Annotated in this window: 21 protein-coding genes, 1 tRNA gene and 2 pseudogenes; 8 read left to right on the top strand and 16 right to left on the bottom strand. The window is 54.6% G+C overall.

The annotated features are described in order from the left end of the window. Positions 1 to 585, bottom strand: a 585-nt coding sequence (locus tag HMPREF2888_RS13125; protein WP_246815056.1) for a TspO/MBR family protein, incomplete at its 3' end; no start/stop codon positions are given. Positions 586 to 688: 103 nt separating this feature from the next. Between HMPREF2888_RS13125 and HMPREF2888_RS08415 the strand changes: the two genes are divergently transcribed. Further along, on the top strand, positions 689 to 1,006 hold the full coding sequence (locus HMPREF2888_RS08415) for a Wadjet anti-phage system protein JetD domain-containing protein (protein ID WP_061923842.1): 318 nt from the start codon (positions 689 to 691) through the stop codon (positions 1,004 to 1,006). Positions 1,007 to 1,054: 48 nt separating this feature from the next. On the opposite strand, the gene HMPREF2888_RS08420 is transcribed toward HMPREF2888_RS08415, so the two are convergent. Continuing rightward, a complete protein-coding gene (locus HMPREF2888_RS08420) occupies positions 1,055 to 1,651 on the bottom strand; it encodes a hypothetical protein (RefSeq protein WP_235591069.1) in 597 nt (198 codons plus the stop codon). Between the two features lie 39 nt (positions 1,652 to 1,690). On the opposite strand from HMPREF2888_RS08420, the pseudogene HMPREF2888_RS12775 reads away from it, so the two are divergent. Both HMPREF2888_RS12775 and HMPREF2888_RS08435 read left to right on the top strand, forming a co-directional pair. Further along, positions 1,691 to 2,264, top strand: a pseudogene (locus HMPREF2888_RS12775) (transposase); the annotation flags it as partial. 122 nt (positions 2,265 to 2,386) lie between these two features. Next, on the top strand, positions 2,387 to 3,025 hold the full coding sequence (locus tag HMPREF2888_RS08435; RefSeq protein ID WP_061923848.1) for a hypothetical protein: 639 nt from the start codon (positions 2,387 to 2,389) through the stop codon (positions 3,023 to 3,025). 7 nt (positions 3,026 to 3,032) lie between these two features. Here HMPREF2888_RS08435 and HMPREF2888_RS12560 read toward each other — a convergent pair. From HMPREF2888_RS12560 to HMPREF2888_RS08450, 4 genes and pseudogenes are all read right to left on the bottom strand, one after another. After that, a pseudogene (locus tag HMPREF2888_RS12560) lies at positions 3,033 to 3,266 on the bottom strand (tryptophan-rich sensory protein); the annotation flags it as partial. Positions 3,267 to 3,327: 61 nt separating this feature from the next. Then, entirely contained in the window at positions 3,328 to 3,747 is a 420-nt protein-coding gene (locus tag HMPREF2888_RS08440; protein ID WP_141744844.1) for a hypothetical protein, read from the bottom strand. Next, on the bottom strand, positions 3,740 to 4,222 hold the full coding sequence (locus tag HMPREF2888_RS08445; protein ID WP_061923855.1) for a helix-turn-helix domain-containing protein: 483 nt from the start codon (positions 4,220 to 4,222) through the stop codon (positions 3,740 to 3,742). Before HMPREF2888_RS08445 ends, HMPREF2888_RS08440 begins: the two co-directional genes overlap by 8 nt. Positions 4,223 to 4,289: 67 nt before the next feature. Next, positions 4,290 to 4,817, bottom strand: coding sequence for a hypothetical protein (locus HMPREF2888_RS08450; RefSeq protein WP_061923858.1), 528 nt, complete (start codon positions 4,815 to 4,817; stop codon positions 4,290 to 4,292). 243 nt (positions 4,818 to 5,060) lie between these two features. On the opposite strand from HMPREF2888_RS08450, the gene HMPREF2888_RS08455 reads away from it, so the two are divergent. Next, positions 5,061 to 5,303: a hypothetical protein gene (locus tag HMPREF2888_RS08455; protein ID WP_061923861.1), complete on the top strand. Its 243-nt coding sequence runs from the start codon at positions 5,061 to 5,063 to the stop codon at positions 5,301 to 5,303. A 73-nt stretch (positions 5,304 to 5,376) separates the two neighbouring features. Here the strand turns inward: HMPREF2888_RS08455 and HMPREF2888_RS12565 are convergent, their stop codons facing one another. The 5 genes from HMPREF2888_RS12565 to HMPREF2888_RS08475 all read right to left on the bottom strand — a co-directional run bounded on the left by HMPREF2888_RS12565 (position 5,377) and on the right by HMPREF2888_RS08475 (position 7,211). Beyond that, positions 5,377 to 5,892 (bottom strand): excalibur calcium-binding domain-containing protein, encoded by a 516-nt coding sequence (locus tag HMPREF2888_RS12565; RefSeq protein WP_082778628.1) that lies wholly within the window; start codon positions 5,890 to 5,892, stop codon positions 5,377 to 5,379. A 93-nt stretch (positions 5,893 to 5,985) separates the two neighbouring features. After that, positions 5,986 to 6,059: transfer RNA gene (locus HMPREF2888_RS08465), tRNA-Ile, on the bottom strand. A gap of 103 nt (positions 6,060 to 6,162) precedes the next feature. Then, positions 6,163 to 6,501 carry a hypothetical protein gene (locus HMPREF2888_RS08470; RefSeq protein ID WP_070432665.1) on the bottom strand — a complete coding sequence of 113 codons (339 nt, stop codon included), beginning with the start codon at positions 6,499 to 6,501 and terminating at the stop codon, positions 6,163 to 6,165. A gap of 41 nt (positions 6,502 to 6,542) precedes the next feature. Next, a complete protein-coding gene (locus HMPREF2888_RS12885) occupies positions 6,543 to 6,686 on the bottom strand; it encodes a hypothetical protein (RefSeq protein ID WP_160330561.1) in 144 nt (47 codons plus the stop codon). A gap of 153 nt (positions 6,687 to 6,839) precedes the next feature. Beyond that, complete coding sequence (locus HMPREF2888_RS08475) at positions 6,840 to 7,211, bottom strand: hypothetical protein (protein ID WP_235591070.1); 372 nt, start codon at positions 7,209 to 7,211, stop codon at positions 6,840 to 6,842. A 170-nt stretch (positions 7,212 to 7,381) separates the two neighbouring features. Here HMPREF2888_RS08475 and HMPREF2888_RS08480 point away from each other — a divergent pair, with 170 nt between their 5' ends. Both HMPREF2888_RS08480 and HMPREF2888_RS08485 read left to right on the top strand, forming a co-directional pair. Next, the gene (locus HMPREF2888_RS08480) at positions 7,382 to 8,716 is read left to right on the top strand and encodes an AAA family ATPase (RefSeq protein WP_061923871.1); all 1,335 of its coding nucleotides are present in this window, start codon (positions 7,382 to 7,384) and stop codon (positions 8,714 to 8,716) included. Positions 8,717 to 8,968: 252 nt separating this feature from the next. Then, on the top strand, positions 8,969 to 11,233 hold the full coding sequence (locus tag HMPREF2888_RS08485; RefSeq protein WP_061923876.1) for a DEAD/DEAH box helicase: 2,265 nt from the start codon (positions 8,969 to 8,971) through the stop codon (positions 11,231 to 11,233). A 782-nt stretch (positions 11,234 to 12,015) separates the two neighbouring features. Here HMPREF2888_RS08485 and HMPREF2888_RS08490 read toward each other — a convergent pair. From HMPREF2888_RS08490 to HMPREF2888_RS08500, 3 genes are all read right to left on the bottom strand, one after another. Next, on the bottom strand, positions 12,016 to 12,552 hold the full coding sequence (locus HMPREF2888_RS08490; protein ID WP_371326267.1) for an NYN domain-containing protein: 537 nt from the start codon (positions 12,550 to 12,552) through the stop codon (positions 12,016 to 12,018). A gap of 491 nt (positions 12,553 to 13,043) precedes the next feature. Further along, entirely contained in the window at positions 13,044 to 13,910 is an 867-nt protein-coding gene (locus HMPREF2888_RS13230) for a CatB-related O-acetyltransferase (protein ID WP_082778629.1), read from the bottom strand. A 142-nt stretch (positions 13,911 to 14,052) separates the two neighbouring features. Next, a complete protein-coding gene (locus HMPREF2888_RS08500) occupies positions 14,053 to 15,525 on the bottom strand; it encodes an HAD-IIIC family phosphatase (RefSeq protein WP_061923885.1) in 1,473 nt (490 codons plus the stop codon). A 406-nt stretch (positions 15,526 to 15,931) separates the two neighbouring features. Between HMPREF2888_RS08500 and HMPREF2888_RS08505 the strand changes: the two genes are divergently transcribed. After that, on the top strand, positions 15,932 to 16,852 hold the full coding sequence (locus HMPREF2888_RS08505; protein WP_061923890.1) for an ABC transporter permease: 921 nt from the start codon (positions 15,932 to 15,934) through the stop codon (positions 16,850 to 16,852). After that, complete coding sequence (locus HMPREF2888_RS08510) at positions 16,836 to 17,681, top strand: ABC transporter ATP-binding protein (protein ID WP_235591071.1); 846 nt, start codon at positions 16,836 to 16,838, stop codon at positions 17,679 to 17,681. Before HMPREF2888_RS08505 ends, HMPREF2888_RS08510 begins: the two co-directional genes overlap by 17 nt. 51 nt (positions 17,682 to 17,732) lie before the next feature. On the opposite strand, the gene HMPREF2888_RS08515 is transcribed toward HMPREF2888_RS08510, so the two are convergent. Together HMPREF2888_RS08515 and HMPREF2888_RS08520 are read right to left on the bottom strand one after the other, a co-directional pair. Then, positions 17,733 to 18,191: a hypothetical protein gene (locus tag HMPREF2888_RS08515; protein WP_061923897.1), complete on the bottom strand. Its 459-nt coding sequence runs from the start codon at positions 18,189 to 18,191 to the stop codon at positions 17,733 to 17,735. After that, on the bottom strand, positions 18,191 to 21,823 hold the full coding sequence (locus HMPREF2888_RS08520; protein WP_061923901.1) for an FkbM family methyltransferase: 3,633 nt from the start codon (positions 21,821 to 21,823) through the stop codon (positions 18,191 to 18,193). The genes HMPREF2888_RS08515 and HMPREF2888_RS08520 overlap by 1 nt, the downstream gene beginning before the upstream one ends. Between the last annotated feature and the right edge of the window lie 76 nt (positions 21,824 to 21,899).

The following is a 21,899-nucleotide window of genomic DNA, read 5'->3' on the forward strand; positions in this document are numbered from 1 at the left end:
CGAGCGGAAGAAGACGCCGCTCCAGCCGGCATTCCATGCGAGGTTCGCACCGAGAACCGCGGCATGCTTGCGTGCTGCGGCTTTGGATTTGGCGGTGTCTTCTTCGATGTGGTCGGCAAGAACGATCGAGTTGATGACCGCGATGTCAGCATAAAGTGCAGTCCAGACAATTGGGAACGCGATAGCCGGTGGCTGCCAGTTCGGGAGTTTGAGGCTGCAGTAGTGGCGGCTATCCGGCTTGCTCAACATCGAGCCGATAACGCCGCACGCGGTCACCGCGCCGACCGCCTGGCGGATTTCCGCGCCCGCTTCCTCGAGCTTCTCAACGGCTCCACCGTGCGAAACCTCTCCCACCTCACCACTGACCTGCGCCGTGCTCGCAGTGATATTGAGAGGCGCATGGAATTCATCAACAAGTCCCTGGAGCGCTCTCCCTTCAACGGTGAGCGCACCGTGCGCATCGACGTCAAGGATGCTCGCGGCCAGGTGGTCCAGGATTTCCAGCGGGATCTTGATGCCGCCACCTCCCACAGCTTGGGCGAATTCGGCTCCGATGATACAGAGACTGCCCTTGCGCGCTACCACGCGTTGGACAAGATCTTGAGCCGTTTGGGCTCGAGCCAGCCAGAGGATCTCCGCTGGCGCAACGTGGTGCTAGATACCCTCCGGCACGTGAGCTTTATCGGCCGTGAGTTGTACCCCGACGGAACGACACATCACCTACTGGGGCGACCTCGACGCCGCCGGCTTTGCCATCCTCAACGCCGTGCGCGCCCATTTCCCCCACACGACGTCACTGCTCATGGACACAGCCACCGTCACCGAATTCCAGCACCTGGCTGTCCCCGACCCCGGCGACGGCTCCGCCGCCCTTACCCACCTCAGCACCGAAGAGCAGCGCGCCTACCGCCTTCTCTTCACTGCGTGCCGGCTGCGCATTGAGCAGGAGCGGATTCCATTTGCTCATGTGAATGCGGTGATTCATGCAACGCTCGCAGCAGCGTGACGCTGCCACCCCGCGAACGCTGGACAAGATGGCCTCTTCCTGCAGTAGCTATTCTTCCGTTTCTCTTTTTCTGGCTTGTCTGCGCTCACGCCTTTGGGCACGCTTTGCTTTGCGGATATCGACGACCCAACGCGGAACAAAAGGCCACGGAAGCGGAACCCCGACCGCGCCCGTAAATCCAATGACTCCGATAACGAAAGCTGCCGCGAGCGGAACCTTCAGCACCGTGTAGACAAACTCGGGAGGGTTGGCACTTGCGACCAACCCCATGGCGCCGGCAGCGCCCATGATGAGCGAGCAGTAAGGATAAATAAAAAGGACGCCATCACTTTCTGCGCCTACAAGGTCGACATCGTCGTACCATTTTTCCGATCTAGGTTGCCTCCGCACGCACCTAATGTAGTAGGTCCAGTAGAGCACCATGACAAGCACTACCCCGGCGCATACAAGCAACTCAGTAACATCGCCGTTCATAGAATAGGCCTCCCGTGGCTGTCGGTTGCGGTATGTATAAACGCTACCAGCGCCAGCGGGGGTGCGGCGTGGGACGAAAACAAAAATATTGATGCGGGCAAGCGCCCGAACCACGGACGCGGGCTTGACCTTTTGGAAGCAGATCCCGCCACAGGAAATAATAGAAATCAAGGCAAATACCTAGGAACAAAACTCGGGGCACTTCACTGGGTGATCAACAAGTCTGCCTACATGGCCATCGGCGTTGATATCGAAGCAATCAAGCACATCTAGGGACTATGGATAGCTAAAGAAGAAGGAGCGTCGTTTTGGGCACAAGTGAGCTCTAACTTGTCGAACCGTGGGGTTAAGAACGTCTTAATTGTCTGCTGTGATGGGCTGAAAGGCTTACCTGACTCGGTCGCCTGGTTTCATGGTGCAAACCTGTGTCGTGCGCCTGATTCGTGCCGCCAACCGGTGGGTAGCCTACGGGGACCGGAAGAAAGTGTCAGCGGCGTTGAAGAAAGTCATCTACACGACGAACTCTATCGAGTCGTTTAACAATGAGCTGCGTAAAGCCACCCGCAACCGAGTGCAACCTACCAACGACGAATCCGCGCTATAGACACTGTAGTTGATGATCTGCACTATTGAAGACAAACGCGCTGATCAACGCGCCAAGAAAGGAAAACGGGCCGCAGCGTCAGCGAGCCGACTTGTCGAGGGCGGAAAGGCTTCCGGCTGGAAGCAAGCCAGCAACCAAATGGCTGTGGCATACCCCGACCGCTTCAATAAATACCTCTAAGAAAACCAAACCCCACACAAAACTTGACACGCTCCGCGAAGCCGAATTTAGGCAAGGAACGCACATAGGGGAAGATTCCCCGTTTCCCGCAGTGCGCTAGGCAATCGCCTTAGAATACACCTATGCACAAACTCTCTTCTCTCCTACTTTCCCTGCCCCTTGCCGCAACACTTCTTTTGACCGGTTGTAGCAATGGCAGCGACAACAGCGAGCATTCCTCCGAAGCATTGCCCGAAACCTCTTTCTCTCAAGCTGCCGGCGCTACGCAATCCGATGCCCGTTCAACCTCCAGCGAAGACACTGCAAAGGAACATCAAGGTCCACAGCCAACTCTGGGCAATAGCGGCGAGGGCGCCAACGCCCAAGCCGCTAGCGGGGCCGCCGCAAATCCAGATACCCAGTCTGGCAGCAACACCTATCCCAACGGCGATGCCATCGCTTCAACCGACTGCTACGACTTCCCCGCAGACATCACCGTTCGCCCCGGCAGCATGAGCTCCTGCGCCTATGTAGCGGAGCTCTACAAGGCAGCAACCGCAGCGACCTACACCTACAGTCAAAGCAACCCCCATGTCACTGCTGTCCCGAAAACGACCGTGACAGTCACCAGCCCAACCACTGGCCAGACCTACAACGTCGATTGCCGCATCGGTTCCGCTGGCGACACCCTTACCTGCGAAAAAGACGGCGATCGCAACTCCGGCGCCTCATTTACCGTAAATAGCGGGCCGTTCTGGCATGGCCGAGTCACAATCCTCTAGCGCAGTGCTAGTGTCTGCGATTCAATCGCACTATCTCCGCACTGAGCACGGTGGCAAAGCCCGTCCATGCCGCATAGGGTGCTAGCAACGCACCGCGCTCAGGTGCGGACTTCCATGCGCGGCGCACGAGGTCCGCGGAGCTTGCGGCCAAGGCGTCGGCCCAAACGGCGGCCAGTCTCTTATGCTTCGAGCGGAAGAAGACGCCGCTCCAGCCGGCGTTCAATGCGAGGTTCGCACCGAGAGCCGCGGCATGTTTGCGTGCTTGGAAAGGTCATCCTCCTTATCCCAAGGAACGGCACGGACTACTCCGCTTCTTTGTCCGCAGCGTCTTGGCGTAGGGCTTCCAATTGCTCTTGCGGAATCGAGGGTGCTGACACGCCAAACTTAGGCGCTAGGTTTTGCAATTCGTAATTGACCACGGCAACGAGCTCATCAAGCTTGTAGCCCAAGAGAAGCTGAGCCAATTCTTCCGGCGTTAACTCTTTATGTTCTGGCTTTGGCCAGTTACCACGCAGGGCCAGCGCCAACTTCGCGCGCTCCGGCACGTCAACATCAATGCGAACTTCAAGCACCAGAGTCTCACTAGTCTGACCTCGCGAAACCTGGAAAGATACTTGGCCTTTCTTTTGCACTACATCCTTCGACTGTTGTTCCCCGATGCGCTGCCCCTCAGCGCGAAGCAACTGCCACGTCGCATAGCCAGCCCGTTGTTCTTTAGACAAGAGTCCCCTCCATTGTGTAGTCCATCTGCTGCAGTACTCCTGTTTCAGCGGACTCTACCGGGGCAGCGAATACAAAGTCCGTTCCCAGCTGACCACGGCCAGCATCAGGGAATTGTTCGTGAGCCTCATTCGCGTTTGCCAAAGCGGTAATCCGCCGAGCAATATTTTCTTTAAGCTCGGCATAGGGAGCACGTCCATGCTGGATACGACCATCTACCACAACGTGCGCCACATACGCTTCAACAGAGTTTGCGTACGCACGAATCATCTTCATTGTGTGGTTCTTCTTCCCAAGTCCCACCAATGATTCAAACTTGGTGACAACAGAGCGATCGACACCCATGCGCGATGCCACCTCGCTTTGCGTCATACCTCGCAGTTTTCGAAACTCCACGAGTTGCTCAATGAGGTCCATTTGCGACCCGATGAGGTCCCCAGGCAACGCATCCTTCGGCTTGATCGTTAACTTCGCCATTACCAATTCACCCCTGCTTCCCTATGTTCCATCCCATCATAAGCTATGTGCATTTTAATGCACATCCCTATTTCGGCGGCCATGGCCGAAAAGCGACCCGATTTTTCTGGCACCATTTCTTACCTAGACGCATAGCCAGCAAAATGTCTCGATCCTGCGCCTCGTTAGTCTTACGAGCCCCCTGACGCGTGTCATCAAAGATCCGCTTTTCTTTACACAAGCTCACAAGCATCTGGTGGGCCGGTTCACCCGGCCTCAAAGAGATATCGAGGAAGTACAGTCGAAAATGACGGTCCTCGCCATTGCCACCAGTTCCCCACCCTTTCAACTCGCCTAACCATGGCGGGTTCAGAATTTCATTGAGAACCCTCCTGCCCGATGGCTCCACCAATGCAACGTCATCTTCTCGGGCGCCACGCTCACCCCAACGCAGCAAAAGTTGTTGCATCTCGAGAAAAGCATCTTCATCGATTCCCTCAAGCTTCTGAAACTCATCCAACGCCCCCGGCAAGAACTCCCAACGCGTCAGCCCCTCGTCCGCATTGACTGCCGGCAGATACACGTGAAGCATCTCCGGAAACTCGAAATCATCCACTAGTTCCTCCCGAACTCCCCTACGCAGATATGCCCTTCAAATCTCACCTTCCCCCCGTGACAAGCGCCAGCCGTGCCTGCACAGCGGTATCGTTATTCATGTTTTCTCCTGGCCCCCGGCACACGTCGACGAGTGCGATGTTGTCAATACTTTCGACAGTACGCGATTACACTAAATAATGACCTCCCGCGTCGAGCCCCTCTTTGATTTCCCCACTGTTAAAGGCCTTCATACCGCACGTCGATGCCACTCACGCACCAGCCCATTGCATCACTGATTGCGCAGGTCGGCCTCTACATCGCCGTGACCGTCGCCATGGGCATTCCCCTACTGCTCGTGATATCCGTACTCATCGGCGGCATCGCCACACTCGAAGCCCGCCGCGCCAGCAACCTCATCTCCGCCACCACGCTCCACCTTGTCTGGAACATCCACCTTGTCAGGAACACAGGCATGGCGTTCCTGCTGCCACTGTTTATCAACTAGGCAGACACAACAAGAAAGGGCACATGCTTGGCGACGCCGCGCAAATGCCCTCTCCTTCACAGTTACCGTTTAGCTATTTTTCACAAGCTACGCCGTCACCGTCGTGATCGAGATCGGAGCTGTAGCCAGGATCTCCCGCATAGATCGGGGCTGCACCAGCAGCACGAACCGCTGCACAGTTCGGATAGTAAGCAGCCGCTGGCGCCGGCGCTGGAGCCTGCTGTTCCTCAACAGCTGGTGCTTCCGGAGCCGGCTGTTCAACGTAGGCGCCTGCATCAGGATCGACATTTGCATCGACGCCCGCTGGTGGAGCCAAAAATGCTTCTTGTTGCTGGACGGTTTCTTCCGTTACCTGAGCCGGACTTACCTCTAGCTGTGCTGCCGGTTCCGTCGGTGAGGGGGTTCCTTCAGAAGCTGGCGTAGAAGAAGAAGTAGTGGAAGTAGCCGAGCTAGAAGAGGAAGTGGTGGTCTGCGATGTCGTCGTGGCTGGCTCCGACGTAGGTTGAGAATCGGAGCCTCCCCCACCGCAGCCTACAAGTAGTGCGGCAGCGCCCAGAGTAGTTACCATCAAACCAAGAGAGCGAGACATCGGGAGAACCTCCGAAAGAGAAGAATTAAGACTTCCTCAGAGTACAAAGGCTCACCCTGTACGCAGGCACTTTGTGATGAGAATCCCAAAGAGTGGGGCCACCGGGGCTCGAACCCGGGACCAGCGGATTATGAGTCCGCGGCTCTAACCGACTGAGCTATAGCCCCGCGTATCCCTGCCTGCTAAGGGCACCAGTATTCAACTAGCGCACGATACAAACAGCGAATCCGCTCCCAGCAACATTAATCGGCAGGCCCGGAAAATGGCAATTTAGGGCCCGTCCTGGCCGCCATCCTCACCGAGGTTTTCCGGGCCCGATCTCTGCGTCGAGTCCTCAGCAACGGTCTTCCGCCTTTTCACCGCCACAACTACACCCACGATGTAGGACGCAATCATCCCAAGACAGCAGAGCCAAAACAAGACCGCGGAAAGATCTAAAGCCCACCGCCCCACAATCTGAGTGAAGGCGGATTTCACGCTTTCATCCGTATCACCGGAATCGACCATAAAGAAGCCGGTCAGGAAGAGAAACGCCGTCACCGCGATGAAGGCCCAAGATTCACGCCACCCGAAGGCCTTATACGTCCCAGCATCCGCGTCCTCCTTCACGCTGCGTACAGGGATAAACCACAGTCCAAGAAGCGCAATGGCTATGAATCCCCAGCCGGAATGGAGAAGAATGCGGCCCATCCGCCAACGTCAAAAATGACCCGCCCCAAAGCAAAGAACGCCGCGCCTAAAAGGCTCATGACAAGCGCCGCGACGGAGCTGATGTTAACGTTCCGATACTTCATGCCAGAAAGCCTAGCGCGCATCACCGCTACTTTCACCCACAAAACTGAAACGTCCCCAACCCCAGACTCCACAGCGGACCACTGCGCACAGCCTTCGGACACTGGGTTAGCGGAGCCCAAGCCTGTTCTTTCTTTTCTTGCTTTTTCATTTTCTTAGCTTGCCTGCGCTCGCGCCTCCGAGCGCGTTTCGCTTTGCGGATGTCCACGACCCAACGCGGCACAAAAGACCACGGAAGCGGAATCCCAAGCGCCTGTAAAACCAATCGCCCCAATGACAAAAGCAGCAATAAATGGAAGAAACAGCACCGCTTCAACAGGCTCGGGAAGGTTCATATTTGCAACCAACCCCGTGGCACCGGCAGCGCCCATAATTAGCGTGCCATAAGGATAAATAAAGAGCACGCCATCACTTTTGGCACCTTCCGAATCGGCTGTGTCATACCATCTTTCTGATCTGGGAGTTTTCGCACACTCCGGATGTAATAGGTCCAGTAGAGAACCATGACAATCACCAACCCGAGACATACGAGCAGCTCAGTACTATCCCCGCCCATAGGACGTGACCTCCTGTGGTTACTTTTGCCGTGTGTACTAAAACGCTATCAGCATCCACTGGGTTAAGGCATGGGAGGAAAACGAATCTCAGCGCCCGAACCTAGGACCGATTTACATGGTGAGCTTGTAGCCTTGCGACCATGAGGCTCCTTTCCTTTAGCGTGTCCAACTTCCGCAGCATCCGCGCCACGCAAACACTCTCCCTGTACCACCATTGGCAGCACTCCACCGCGCCGGAGGAAGGTTGGGAGCAGGTCAGCGACCCCATCACCGTTCTCATCGGCCCCACCGCCTCTGGAAAGAGCAGCGTCCTCAACGCCCTAGCCTTCGCACTTCTTGCCATCGAATCCTCTGCCACCGCCTGGCTTGCCGACGCACCACCCAACCAACTCCCCCACGCCCCGTACCGCCTCAATCCCAAGACGCAGCGCCTGCCCAGTACTTTTGAGCTGAAGTTTGCGCTTGATGGTGTGCGCTATCTCTATGGCTTCCAGTGGAGCTTTACCGGCGTGCATGCCGAGTGGCTCAGCCGCGTGCCCTCAACCCGCTGGAGCCCCTGCTTCGTGCGCACCCGCGGTGAGGAAGTGCAGTGGACTAAGTCCTTTATGGGCAAGGGGGATGTAGCCAAGCTCGGCCCCGTCGGAGACACCGAGCTGATCCTCTCCGTTGGCCTGCGCGATGAGCACCCTGTGCTCGCCCCACTAGCCCGCGCCTTGGTGCACGACGTGGCCTACCTGCCGCACGGGCATGCCTCAATGAGCACCGCTTCCCGCATCACCGCACTCATCCGCACCGGCAAGCTGCACCTGCATGAGGCTGCCGCCCTACTTCGCGCAGCCGATGCCGGAATCCACTCCGTGCGCCTCAACCAGGACCGCATTCCGGAGCACATCTTCCGCCAGATGCGCCCAGTTATCGATGCGCTCAGCCGCAGTAGCGGCAACATCCGCCGACCCGACGAGTTCAGCGCCTACTCCGATACAGAGATTGAATCCCTGTTGCACGCCATCATCGTGGAGCACAAAGTTGGTGACTCCTACTACTCTCTGAAGCTGACCGATGAATCTGGTGGCACGCAGAACTGGATGGCCACTGCTCCCCTAGTGCTGGACACCCTGCGCCGCGGCGGGATCCTGGTTGCCGACGAGCTGGATTCCGCCCTGCGCCCAGCGCTTCTCGACTTCATCATCCACGCCTTCCGCGAGCCCAGCATCAACGTCAACGGCGCGCAGCTCATCTTTGCCTCCCACGCCTTTAGCGCCCTCGAACGTGCCGGCGAGCTGGGCCTGCGCCCCGAGAGCTTCTGGTCCGTGGAGAAAACCGATGCCGGCGAATCGGAACTGCACAACCTCAGCGGCACAGACTTGTCACTGGACAACCCCGACGCCACCCATCACTTCCTGCGCGAGCGCTACGGTACCGCCTCGCGGGAGGCTCTCGACGCACTCAAGGAGCTCGTCACGGGCAACTCATAAAGAGAGCGGGCGCTTGGGGACGCCTCCCGCCAACGGGTAGATGCGCTCTCAGCATCTGTGCTTAAACACGAAGAGAACTCCCTAGGTCAAAGACCCCTAGAAAGAGCTCTGGAGCCTTCGCGGTTCCAGGCGACAACGTTTCGGTAGCCGGCTCGTCGTGCGCTTATTCTAAGCAATACAACACCAAGCCGACAAGGCTCTTAGCCGCACACCGTCCGATAAACTAGTTCCGACGCACAAGGAACACGCACCATGACTGAACAGAAACGCCTCCAAGCACTTGAAACTCGCGTTAGCGAATTGGAGTCTCAGATAGCCCAACTACTGCAGGCCCTCGGTCATGCTCCTTCGCAGCCTAGTGCTGCAGGCACACCGCCGCCGGCGAACGTTCACTCTGATAAACGCTCACCGGAAGAAAAGATTGCGCTCTTCATGGATTACTTCACGGGGAGGACAGACGTCTACGCAGTGGCTGAAAATGCTGCGGGAAAGAAGGCTTGGTACCCGGCTAGCAATGGCTACTATGACCGAAGAAATCCCGACCTGAAGCCTCTGACGTCAAAGGTGATCGAAGGACATTTACGCCGAGACAACCGCTTCCACGTTGGGCTTTATCCGCTGTGTACAGATGACAGTTGCCGGCTGTTGGTCTGCGATTTCGACGATGACGACTTCAAGCAAGCCGCCCGTGCCTACGCCGAAGAATGCAAGAACCACGGCCTCGATCCACTCATAGAAGTATCGCGCTCTGGGAACGGAGCTCATGTCTGGGTATTCTTCGACGAACCTATTCCCGCCGGCCTGGCTCGTTCCGTAGGCATCGGGCTTCTTGCCAAGGCTAGCCCGGATTCCTACTTCTCCAGTTTCGACCGGTTCTTTCCTTCCCAAGACACACTGCCGGCGAAAGGCCGTGGCTTCGGAAATCTGATTGCCCTCCCATTAGCAGGCCACCATCGCTCCGAAGGCACAACAGTCTTCGTCGACAGTGATTTTCATCCATTGCCAGACCAATTCGAAGCTTTGGCAAGAACGAAGAAGTCAACGCTTTCCGAGCTCAAGAGAATATACGCTGCGCTTCAGCCCGATCCCGAGACATCCCTTCCCCAGGCACCCACCCGCGCAGAGCTAAAGAAGCTCAAGGCCTCGGGAAAAGTCCACGTCACGCACGATTCACATGTCCACGTCGATTTATCAGGCGTCGATGCCACCACTCGTACAGCCCTGCGGCACCTAGGCGCTATTGCCAACCCGCAGTTTTATATAAAACAGGCCCAGCGTTTCTCCACTTTCGGAACTCCACGGATCATCGTGCGCTTTGATGAGAAGGACCAAGTCCTCACACTCGACCGCGGCACGCTCGATGACGTCCTCGACATCTTGAAGACTGCCGGATATACCGTCACACGTCGTGGCCATACGCCTAAGCCCCGGCGCATCGATGCGTCATTTGCCGGCGAACTACGTTCCTACCAGCATTCGGCCGTCAAACAGATACTCAAGCACAAGTCTGGAATGCTCATTGCCCCTCCTGGCACCGGAAAGACCGTCATGGCGTGTGCAATCATCGCCCAGCGTTCGGTCCCCACCGCAGTGATAGTTCCATCGAGGGAGCTAGCTCCCCAATGGCGCCAAGCCCTCAAACGGTTCCTCCCGGAAGTTCAGGTTGGGCAATACTCGGGCACCAAGAAGAAGCTCAGCGGGGAGATAGACATTGTCACAGCTCAGTCCATCAGCCGCAATGATTCCAAGACTGACTTTCTCTCCGGCTACGGCCACATCATCGTTGACGAATGCCACCGAGTCGGCGCTGCGGGTTTAACCAACGTCCTCGCACACCTCAACGTTCGCTTTATGCTCGGAATGACCGCGACGCCTTACCGCTCCGACGGTCTTGATAAGCTGCTTCCCCTCATTTGCGGCCCTATCCGCCATACCGTCGAGCTCGAACGCCCCGGACGCCGCGACTACGTAGTCCACAACACAGAGTTCACGTACGACTCCCCTTACCTGTTCTGGCCCGACCTCGACACCGCTCTGGCGGCGGATGAGGACCGCAACCGTCTCATCGCCGATGTCATCACACAAGCAGCGCAGGATAAGCACACGGTCCTCGTCCTGGTGAAACGACGCGAACACCTCACTGCCCTCAACGCCTTGCTTACCGACGCCCCCTTCCCTGTCCTCCAACTCCACGGCGGACAAAAGGCAAGCGAAAGGCAAGCAGTCCGTGAGCAGCTGGCCGCAACACCGCATTTCGTCCTTTTAGCCATGTCCCAAGTGGCTGGCGAAGGCATAGATCTTCCTGCACTGGATACTCTTGTGCTGGCCGCCCCAGTTAGTTTCCGGGGCGTGGTCATTCAGCAGGTTGGCCGAGTCACTCGCGATGCCGATGACAAGGAGAGCATCTCCGCCACCGTGCACGACTTTCTCGATGCCAACGTCCCTGCTCTCGCCGCAGCCTTCAGAAAGAGAAGCTCCACCATTGCAAAGCAGGGATTCACTCGCAGCAACGGTTAGAGCTGTCCCCATGTTTAACCGATAGGGGCTGCACATAACTGGTCCCCATGTGTGGAGCATGCCCGTTAGACAAACAACTTTTAAAGTAATAACACCACTGTACAGCACTGCGGTGATCAGCAGATGTCCTTGACGGACCGTCAGTTGAATCGAGCCACACAATGACTGAGTTTTTAATCACTCATAATCGTAAGACCGGGGAGTCCCTCATAGAACACTTTGAAGAACCGACTCAAGCGATTAAAAATCGCCTCCGCCGCGAAGCTGAAATTAACGATCCAGATACTGAAATTGCTCACATTTCCGCGCCTTCCCAGTGACTCTGAAAAAGTCTCACTCACGGTACTTCATGGTCAACGTTGAAATAGAAGGGGACCAGAGGGGATCAGCCTGAAGTAACGATGCGGCGCCTGCCTTTATAAGTGATGAGCCCCCAAACCTCCACAGACATACACCTCGCATCTATGCGGATGTCATTTGATTCGCCATTACTTCCCCTATCACTATTACGGCGTTTGCAGATCGACTTGAAGGCGCGCCTAGGTTTTAACGGCTCTTCCGGTTTCGGGGGTGCGTAGCGGAGTGAGGTAGAAAACGACGGGTTCAGCGGGTCACCATAACATGTAGGGCCCCTAGTGGGTTAAGTACTAGGAGTTTTCGCAACTTCAATCTTTAAGATTTCAAGCGGGCTCCGATGGCCGCTTGAAGAAATGCCAACAGAAAGCAAAAGGCCTTTCCATCGTTCCCTTTTTGGAGTCACATGATAGGAACGGCGCAACTCGCTACAGTTCCTCTTCATCTTCCGCCTCAGCATTATCCATGCCAAGATTATTGACGTGCAGGGGATCTGTTTTGTTCATTGGAGGATTCCGAACGCATTCTCTAATTCCATCGATATGTTCACTGAGACTATCAGTAATCGGCGACCACATCGGATCTAGAATAAAATCTATTCCCGACCGACGGGCATGTTTTGCCGCTGGGACGAAGTCACTGTCTCCCGAAATCATGACGATCTGATTGACTTTTCCCTGCTCGGCAAGAGATGCAATGTCCAGCCCAAGCCGCATATCAACTCCTTTTTGAGAAATGCCGAGAACGAAATCCTTTTCAGTCAGATCGTCTACGCCTATTGAACCCCGACATAGTTTCTTGACAGCATCCTCCCTTAGGGTATATCCACCTTGAGTCTCGAGTGGCTCACCTCGCCGCATAGCGACTTTTCGCTTCTTAATGAGGGCTGCGAAGAAGTCGTTGGTCCACTCAAATAAGCTACTTTTCCCGAGATTAACTTGCTGTTGCGTAAGTGGGTGAAACACTACTCGTTGAGACGGCGGACAATCATAGTAGTAAATCCTATAGAGGCCAGAGCGAGAGGCTCGTATATGTCTATGGCAGTATTTTACAAGCTCATTGGCGCGATCCTCCGCGTTTTTATGACCGAACAACGTTGCTGCACGCTTACGATAAAATCCCCCGTCCACTAGGATAGCAGTGGTAATTTCCCTCAACGGCGGCCGAGAAGCCCTACGATCTTTCTTATCCATAGCCACATTCACCACGCAGTCGTTTGACTATTTATAATTATAAGATAACCCCAGTCATCGGCACTCTCCTTATCGCTGGAGGGTCAACGGCTGGGGTTGATAGGTTGCAGGCTACCATATGCTGACCGTAACATCAATTTGTCCTGTTACACAGAGGTTTCTCTGAACTCCGGCGGTAAACGTCCAAAAGCCACTAGACATCACAACTGCCTACCTAAAGGAAGCGACTTTAGTACCCTGACTGACAAGGATGTCCAACACATTCAAGACCTTCTCAACGGGCGCCCCAGAAAAGTCCTCAACTGGTATAAACCAGAAGAGAAGATACAAGAACTATTCAAGTGATGCATCCACCACTTGAAACCGCCCAGATTTTCATTAAGAATTTGTGCAGTTAGAATGGGCGGGTTCCATTTCGGAATAGAGGAAAGTGCTCCATTTTGGATCTCTCTCACAAACTCTTCGGGTTTCTCGACAGGAAGCTTCGATATCGTCGCGGGATCATATTGCCACCACTGTGAGACAACGAGAGAATCAACGATATCAGCATCGAAGCGCGACTTGATTACCTTTGCAGGGACCCCACCGACAACCGAATAGGGCGGAATATCCTTTGTTACCACTGCATTCGATGCAATAACAGAGCCATCCCCGATCGTAATGCCACGTGCAAGCGTCACGTTTGCGCCAATCCAGACATCATTGCCAACAATTGTTTTGGGTGCCGGCGGAACGTATCCATGACGAACGATATGCTCCCCGGTGTCCGTCATGTACTGCCGCATCACCGTTCCGTGCGTATAGAAAGCAGTAGAAGTCGACGCCCAATGGTGAGGGTGGCTATTCCCCATCACTTTCAGCCCCTCAGCAATCGAACAATAGCGACCGATTTCAATCAAGTTGGGCATTCCAGTTCCAAACGTGTAGGAAAAAGCGCCCATCGTGTGCAAGTAATTCCGGCCCCCAGCAAAAAATGCCGAATATGGTTCCAGAATCAAATCATCCGAATATGCGACCCTGGCAGGGGCATTGCGACCATTTTCCGCAATAGAATTAACCCCAGGGCCCATCAAGAAAATTCTAAATTCATTTAGGACCGGAAGAAGCTTACCGATTTCGATTTGAGGCATATCAATATGTTAGCCGCACAATAAGCTGAAGCACAGTGAAATTCACTCGGAGTTCCTCTTGAAATCCGATCGAATCAGATTTCACGCCCAAAGAAAAAGCTGCTCGTCTCTACGCAATCGTAGAAACGAGCAGCTTCCCACGCTACAGCTCTTCCAACGTGCGATTCACCTTCGCTGCGATATCAATAAGTTGTTCACGCCCGAAGTGACGCGGATCCGAGGTTTTCTCAGCACCGGGAACTTCACAGAGTTCAATGACACGCAAATTCGTCGACTCACCTGCTAGCTTTCGCCAGATATCGTTCTTCCACTTGAACTGGTCAGGAGCACGACCGACGGCTTCGTCAATGTTCGTGAAATTCTCAGTCGGCAGCAACAAAATTACCTTGGATCCTTGGCGTTCGGCCTCTTCAACAAACTTTCGAGCGGCCGCCTCAAAGGTCTCTGGATCGGGAAGAATATCGTGACGCCAGTACTGAGAGATGTAGTCAACAAACGCACCGTAGACCATTACCGGACGCCACTTTCCGACCATCTCATCAAAGTTGGCAAGTTTGCTCAACATGAAAGTGCGAGGCCAGTTATCGTAATCGACCGCTTCATCGAGATTCATATAATGCGAAATCGCAGCCGATTGGCAATTAGCCATCACGCGAATTGCGGCGTCCTCCGGCGCTTCATCGGACGATCGTCGGATTGCGTCCTGTGCTTCTTCGCTATCGACCGGAACCACCGTGATCCACTCAGGCGTCACCGGCTCAACTGGCAATTCGAGCGGTGCCTTACCCGACAGCTGCTTAAGCTGGTCCGCAAGAGCATTCTCGATGCCCATGTTCATCGTGCGGCAGGAAAAAGTGAAGTGATTCAACTGGCGGTTTCGGGAAAACGAGCCGAACCCCACAAGGCCGTAATATCCGTAGTTATCCCATACGAATACAGAAACCGTGTTGTTCTCTGTCGAAGCAATGACATGTTCTTGCATCGAGCCTTCTGGCACGCGCGACTTCAGGAAGTTCAACTGATTGGTGCGGTTGATGAGTTCTTCAATTCGATGAGCATGGTCGAGATTATCCGCCAACCGAACAAAGGCGACTCGGATATTGGATTGCTTCAAGAATTCCTCGTTTGAACCACCGATATCCTGACGATCAGCACGTTTCTGCTCCAGAATTCGGTAGCGCTCGACGCGGGACTTACCGCCCTTAGTTTCTTCAACCGCATTCTTTAGGAATTCGTCAAATTCCGGACGCGTAGAATCCTGCACTTGGATTCCCTCACAGAAGTGCTTCACTTCTTCGAGGTTCATCACGTTGTCATCGGCGAATACCACGTCTGGGAAGCGGAGCTGCATGTCCGTCACGATTCGATTGACGATTGCTCCCTTTGGTTCAAAGGCAATCTCCGGGAAAACAAACTCGTTCCAGATTCCGAACTCTTCAAGCTTTGCCTTTGCTTTTTCGAAGTCGTTCTTAGAACAAATTGAGTTCACGACTCCCTGAGCGTTCAGTTGCTTAATCACATCGACTCGAGACTGAATCAACGTAACTTCGTCCCCTTCGGCAAGGGTCCCGTTCCAGAGGGTATCGTCAAGATCCCAAATGATGAGCTTAAGCACAGTCTTTCCTCTCTAAGATTGCGAACCAACTGCCTCACTTTGCAGCTCCATTGCCACCTAAGACAGCTGTCCTCCGCAATTCCTGAAAACAAAATCGCCAAAAATCGACAACAGGTTTTCCATAATACCGCTTCGAATGCAATGCTGGCAGAAGATTCATTTCTGGAGATTCTTAATAAGACTATTGACGGCCCCCGACCTATTGCTAGAAGTAAGTGTTGGAGAAATCCTTATCTTGCACAAAGCTTTATCGCAACTGATGCCCAAGACCAGCAGAAAGGCCGGGTCCCGCGAATTTGGCCTCGCGATGCAATCGCCATGCTTTGTGCAAGTTGCCCCGAGGAATTGTTAAGCTTGTTACCTACGGTACCCAGCCGCGAAATGACAGTAGAGACAGGAGCTGCACGTGAGCGATCAGGTGGATAGCGAAATCAATGATCAAGACGTCGGATCCAGCTCGGCTCAGGGTGTCACGCGCCCAATCCTCGTCATTGATCGCACTGGGCTCTCGACTCTAGACGCGAGACCAAATTTTTTCGAATATTTGCGCCAGCTCTACGGACGTCGCGCCTACATCTTGGCAGATGCTAAAGCAAGGGCTTTCCAAGGAAGCCGTGACTATATTCTGGGTGCCACTTGGGTCATCCTAGAGCCTTTGATGAACGCAGCGATGTACGGTTTGCTGTTCGGTTTCCTTTTCTCCGCGTCAAGGGGCATCGACAACTACATCGGCTATCTGGTTCTCGGAATTACCTATTTTTCTCACCTAAATAGGTGCCTATTGGGAGGACCTGGACTAGTTCGTGCAAACCGCGCAATGATGTCCTCATTCCATTTTCCGAAGGCTTCGATTGTCTTTTCGCAGTCTCAATTCAGACTCTATGACTTCTTGCCATCGGCTATCGTCGGCGTAATTTTTGCACTTTGCACCCAATGGCAGAAGCCAATTAGTTGGACAATTGTTTTTCTTCCGCTCCTGGTTCTGATGCTCCATGTCTTTGGAGTTGGGTTAATGTTGATTTCCGCGAGAATTTGCGCTTTTATTCCGGACTTCCGTGTAGCGCTGAACTTCTTATCAAGGTTCTGGCTCTACGGATCAGGAATTTTCTTTTCCGCCGAACGGTTTATCCATCACCCATTTGTGTACAAGGCAATTACCATCAATCCTGCATACCAATTTGTCAAGGCCATTCGAGACGTAACCATTTATGACACGGTCCCTTCGGCTGCTGTCTGGGGAATGCTTCTGGCGTGGAGTATCGGAACATTTGTGGTTGGCTTGGTCTATTTCTGGGAGGCCGAAGAACGCTATGTCTCAATTTTCTAACTTGATGGGCAATATTGACGGTGCCAAGGCAAACGTCGTCGTCGACAATGTTACCAAGGTGTATAAGTCCAGCGGAAAGAGTTCAGATTCCCCAAACGGCCTTAGCGGGATGTTCAACCGCAAAGTTGAAGTCAATGCGTTAAAGGGCGTCACTTTCGCAGCATATGCAGGAGACAGCATCGGATTTCTCGGTCAAAATGGTTCTGGAAAATCTACTTTGTTGAGAATCATCTCCGGTGGTGAATCCCCAACCAACGGAAATATTCTCGTCCGGTCACGTCCAGTTCTCCTGGGAATTTCAGCTGCTCTGCAGGCTCACTTGTCGGGTGCGAGAAATATTGAGTTGGGCCTTTTGTCTATGGGTCTTTCAAAAGAGGAGATCGATGAGATATTCCCTCAGATCGTAGAATTCACGCTCTTGGGAGACGCAATTTACCGCCCCATGAATACCTACTCGGCCGGAATGAATTCCCGTTTGAAATTCGCAATTGCAACTGCCGTAGTACCGGAAATCCTCATTTCTGATGAGGCCCTTGGAGCTGGAGACGCAACGTTCGTCAAGCGAGCATCAGACCGAATGAAAGAAGTCCTGGATGGCGCCGGCACGGTTTTCCTCGTGTCCCACTCGCCAGGAATGATTCAGGAACATTGCAACCGCGCCATTTGGCTCCACCTGGGAGAAATCATTGCTGATGGAGACCCAGCAGAAATCTCGAATCTCTACGCAAGATGGGCCTATCTGAGGGCGCAAGACAACGAGAAGGAAGCCGCTAGCATCATTGATGATTGCAGGGCAGCCTACTCGAATCCGAAAATCGCCTTCATCTAGGTGAATGCAAAGGGGGCACAAAAATGTCCTGGTGCCCCCTTCTTGGGAGCTCTAGCCCTTCTTCAGATCCAAGGAAACGATAATTTCCTGAAGTAGCGCTTGTTGACCACGCAGTTGCTCTTGAATCGCGACAACATCGTCCCGCAATTCAGAAAGATCTACTGAACCGCTCGCTCCAGTCCCCTTCGTGTCAGCTAGTAAACCGAGCTGCTTATCCACGGTCTTGAGCTGCCCTCGAATTGAGGAGCTCACAGAATTAAGTTGCTTGTTAACACGGCCATGGAGTTGGCTGTGGCTTTCCCTCAAATCGACCAGTCGCCTAGATTGCTGCATCAGTGCAACTCGCAAACGCCAGTAAACGATTGCAGCAGCGTCACCGATGGTAAGGACAGCGAAAAATAGGCCCAGCCATTCCACGCCGGCGTACCACGCGGCACCAGAGAGGACGGCGCCGAGGAATACCAACGCAAATAAGGCCTGCGTTACCTTGGACTTCTTCAGAGACTGCATTAGTTCTTCCTTCCGACGAGGTCGATGAGACGCAGGTAAGTCTGGCCAGCGAGGCGGTTGAGCTCGGAGCTCCATGCACGCTCGATACCAGCTTGGCTCTGGCTCCTCCACACAATGGGGTCATGGTAAAGGACCGGGAGAATGCGCTCGAGCTGCTCAGGAGAGCGCACAGAGAAACCGCTGAGGCCAAGATATTCGCCCAGCGACTGAGGCATCTCCGGGTAAATGACGGGGACGCCTAGCGAGGCAACCTCAAGCGGAACCATCTCAAAGGTGGCGTACTTGACCGTGGAGATCATGACGCGAACCTTGCCGACATTTCGGGCGAACTCGTCGCCACGCATGAACGGCCAAATCTCGTCGATTCCGAAGTCAATCTTGTCCTTCGGCTTGTACTGCTGAACGGCATAGATCGGAACGTTTGGCAGCGCGCGACGAATAGCGGCAACCCACTCCTTGCCGGGGAATCCCAGGAGTCCGTCATTGCTGAGCTTTGCGATGTCGCCGATGAAGATGCCTTCAGAACGACCGAAGCTGGCCACCGGCTCGTCCGGCAAGGAAATGGTCTTCGGAATGACCACAAGCCAATCGCGAATTTCCGCGAGGTCAGCGGAAGACAGCATCGCTTCCGTGAAGACCATGAGCCAAATGCGATTGCCCAATCGGGAACGCAACTCCTTCATCTTCTGGACGATGAACTCAGAACGGCTCGGGATAGCGTTATATGAGAGGTTAACGACGACGTGGCGGCCCTTCTTGGCGTGATGCGCGATGAGCACCTCAACGTCCTTGAAATCTGGACGCTCAGGATCGCCGACGTAGATCATGACAATTTCGGGATCCGCTCCGTGGAGATCCTTCGGATCGCCAGTCTCAATGTCCTCGAGGATGGTCGTAACATTGAAACGCTCGAGCATGTCGCGAGTAAGGTGAGCAGACTTGAGGATGCCGCCCTTCTTCCAACGTTCCTTATCAGTACGACCGATGAATACCAGCTGCATCGGCTTACGCTCGTAAACCGGGGTCGGCTCAAGAATCTCCCAAGGCATCTCAGCCTTAACCAAGTTGGTCACGGTAGTCGCGACATCCAGCGTTTTGGTGGTGTCCTTGTCGCGCTTCAAAGAAACGCTGGAGATAGACGGGCCGACGTCGATCGGGGTAGCCCAGTCCTTACCGTGAGCCAGGACAACCATCGGAACAGACTGACGCTTCGCGGCGATCGCCAAGAACGCGTCCGCCATGTTCGGGTAGATGAACTCGTCGTAATCGACGTTCAGCGTCGACGTGTGGAAGCCACACACGCCAGTGCCCAGCAGGTGTACGGGAGTATCCTTGCCGCGCAGGAATCGGAACGAGAGCACCTGGCGGTACTTCGCGTTGTAGAACTCCTGGAAGTCCGGCTTGAAGATGGAACCGTGCCAGCCAACCACAGCCTTGCGTTCATAGCGCTCGATTCCGTCGATAATGGACTGCACGTGGAACGGCGCGTAGGCAATGTCGTCATCACATGTCAGGTAGTAGCCTTCGAAACCTTCCATGAACTTGAACTTGCCGCGGTCGCCGGTGTCCGGCCCAAGGAAGTAGCGAACGTTAGGACGCTTCGGAAGAATGTCCGGCACCGAGTCCATGTCATTGAGGTAGACGAAAATCTCGTCAGCCTGCGGGGACAGAATCTCGACGACCTGTCGGAGCCCCTCCTCTCGGCCTGCCATACTCGCGATACCAATGCGGATCGGGTCGTACTTGGGTCGGTCCAAGAAACCCGGCGCAGCGGCCTCCCGGAAACCACCTTCGACAACCACCTGAGCCGGTTCCTGAACCGTGACCTCTGGTGCGGGCAGATCCGCTTCAACGATGTCGAGCTGTTTGTGAAGGCCGTCCAAGAGCATCTTGGCGTTCCAACGGTGCGGCGCAAGCGCCTCCAATCGCTTTGCCATCGCCTCGTACGCGATGAGCAGCTTGGCGAACTTCGTGCCCAGCTCAGCGTCATCGTCGTTGAGCCACTTGTGCTGCGAGAACTCCTCCTCAATGGACTCCGCGAAGGATGCCGGCGGCTGCTTTTCAATCAGCGAGCTGATCTCTGCCGCATGGTCCTCAAGCAGCTTCTCAACAGACTCGACAACACTATTCTGGGACTGAGTCTCGACACTCTTTTGCAGCTCAGCCAGCATATTCTCCAGCTTCTGAAGCTTTTCTGCCGTTCCCTCTTCGATCTTGCGGGCGAAATCATCAAAATCGCGGGCCTGGAAGTACCTAACAACCTCATCGACGCGCGAGGACAAGCCAACGACTCGCTCGGAAAGCAGGTCCAGCGAGCCAGAGGACACGTTGAGTTCTCGCGCAATCGAATTGCGGAAAGTATCTAGTGCCGTCGTTGTCTCAGCAGAAACACCGTCGAGACGCAAACGGTGCTCGTTCATGGAAGATGAAACGTGCTGCTCGACAGTCGGTGCTATCTTCGACACGACGGCCGGGATAGACGTCTGCTCGAGCTTGACAATGTCCTGCTGGAGACGAGAAACCGAAGCCATAAGCTTCTCTTGAATAGCGAGCAATTCGTCGTACTTCTGCTGCGACTTCACGGACTCGAAGGCATGGGAGTCTCGTAGGGACTTGCCCAGCGTTTCAAGCCGTTCGCGGACACCTTCAATTGCGGAAAGATCGGCCTGCTGTGGCTGAGCAACGAGAGACTTGAGCTCAGCGATGCTCTCGTGGAGATTTGCCGGGGCATCGATAAGCTGGGCCTGCGCAGTACCTGAGGTTTCGCCTGCGGCATTCGCCCGCTGAGTAATCTCCTGCGCAGTAGCCAAGGTCTTTTCCAACTCGGTGAGCTTCTTAGAAATGCCTTCGACGTTACGGCCTACGCTTTGAATGGAGTCAATGGTCTTCTTCTGTTGACCACGGAATTCTTTGAAGAACCGCTCAGCGCGACGATGCCCTTCAGCATTGACCCGGGTCGCCGCCTGGTCGGTGAAGTCCAAGTTGATATCGCGGTGGAGCCAAAAGTAATTGTCGGAAGCGCCTGCAATAGCAACGCAGGTGTATCCCAACGGCTCCAGGAAGGCTGAGATTTCCGACTTGATTTCCGTCGTGTGAGATTCAACGACGATCAGCGGATGGCTGTGCTTAATGGTCTCCGCCGCGCCCCCGAGGACCTTTGCCTCGGCGCCCTCTACGTCAATCTTGATAACCGCGACCTGGCGACCGCGGACGACATTGTCAATCGTGGTGCGCGGAATACCTGAGTCCGACTCGGAAGCCTTGAATGTGCCGTTATTACCCTCGACTGCCTGGTTGAGGTTAACAAATCCCTCGGAGTCCCACAGCGCGCAGTTGTGAACTTCGACCTTGGACTCTAGGTTGTTTTCCGCAATATTACGCTTCAGGAGCGCGAAATTTGCGGTCTCCGGTTCGAACGACACGACATCGCGGCCGGGAACAGACGAGAAGTACAGAGAATGATTGCCGAGGTTTGCGCCGGCATCGACAACAATTCCATCCAAGTGGGAGGAGTTCTCTGCAGTCCGCTGCAAAAGATCAAGCTCATAAAAGCGCCCGGTCTTGCGGATTTGCTCGAAGATGTACTCGTCCTTGAAACCGGTAACGAGAAGGTTTCCGTTGACGGACTTCAAGCTTATTGTCTCTTGAGTACCCAACTCGGGTCCTTTCTGTCAGTTTGAACATAAGACTATCGAAACTGACGACGTG

The sequence above is a fragment of the Corynebacterium sp. HMSC077D03 genome (assembly GCF_001808545.1).
Lineage (GTDB): Bacteria > Actinomycetota > Actinomycetes > Mycobacteriales > Mycobacteriaceae > Corynebacterium > Corynebacterium simulans.

Excerpts from the sequence above, each read along its gene's own strand:
- HMPREF2888_RS12885 (WP_160330561.1), bottom strand. The coding sequence starts at position 6,686 with ATGAAGTATCGGAACGTTAACATCAGCTCCGTCGCGGCGCTTGTCATG.
- HMPREF2888_RS08445 (WP_061923855.1), bottom strand. The coding sequence starts at position 4,222 with ATGGCGAAGTTAACGATCAAGCCGAAGGATGCGTTGCCTGGGGACCTC.
- HMPREF2888_RS08480 (WP_061923871.1), top strand. The coding sequence starts at position 7,382 with ATGAGGCTCCTTTCCTTTAGCGTGTCCAACTTCCGCAGCATCCGCGCC.
- HMPREF2888_RS13230 (WP_082778629.1), bottom strand. The coding sequence starts at position 13,910 with ATGCCTCAAATCGAAATCGGTAAGCTTCTTCCGGTCCTAAATGAATTT.
- HMPREF2888_RS12565 (WP_082778628.1), bottom strand. The coding sequence starts at position 5,892 with ATGTCTCGCTCTCTTGGTTTGATGGTAACTACTCTGGGCGCTGCCGCA.
- HMPREF2888_RS08485 (WP_061923876.1), top strand. The coding sequence starts at position 8,969 with ATGACTGAACAGAAACGCCTCCAAGCACTTGAAACTCGCGTTAGCGAA.
- HMPREF2888_RS08515 (WP_061923897.1), bottom strand. The coding sequence starts at position 18,191 with ATGCAGTCTCTGAAGAAGTCCAAGGTAACGCAGGCCTTATTTGCGTTG.
- HMPREF2888_RS08510 (WP_235591071.1), top strand. The coding sequence starts at position 16,836 with ATGTCTCAATTTTCTAACTTGATGGGCAATATTGACGGTGCCAAGGCA.
- HMPREF2888_RS08435 (WP_061923848.1), top strand. The coding sequence starts at position 2,387 with ATGCACAAACTCTCTTCTCTCCTACTTTCCCTGCCCCTTGCCGCAACA.
- HMPREF2888_RS08455 (WP_061923861.1), top strand. The coding sequence starts at position 5,061 with ATGCCACTCACGCACCAGCCCATTGCATCACTGATTGCGCAGGTCGGC.
- HMPREF2888_RS08475 (WP_235591070.1), bottom strand. The coding sequence starts at position 7,211 with ATGTCTCGGGTTGGTGATTGTCATGGTTCTCTACTGGACCTATTACAT.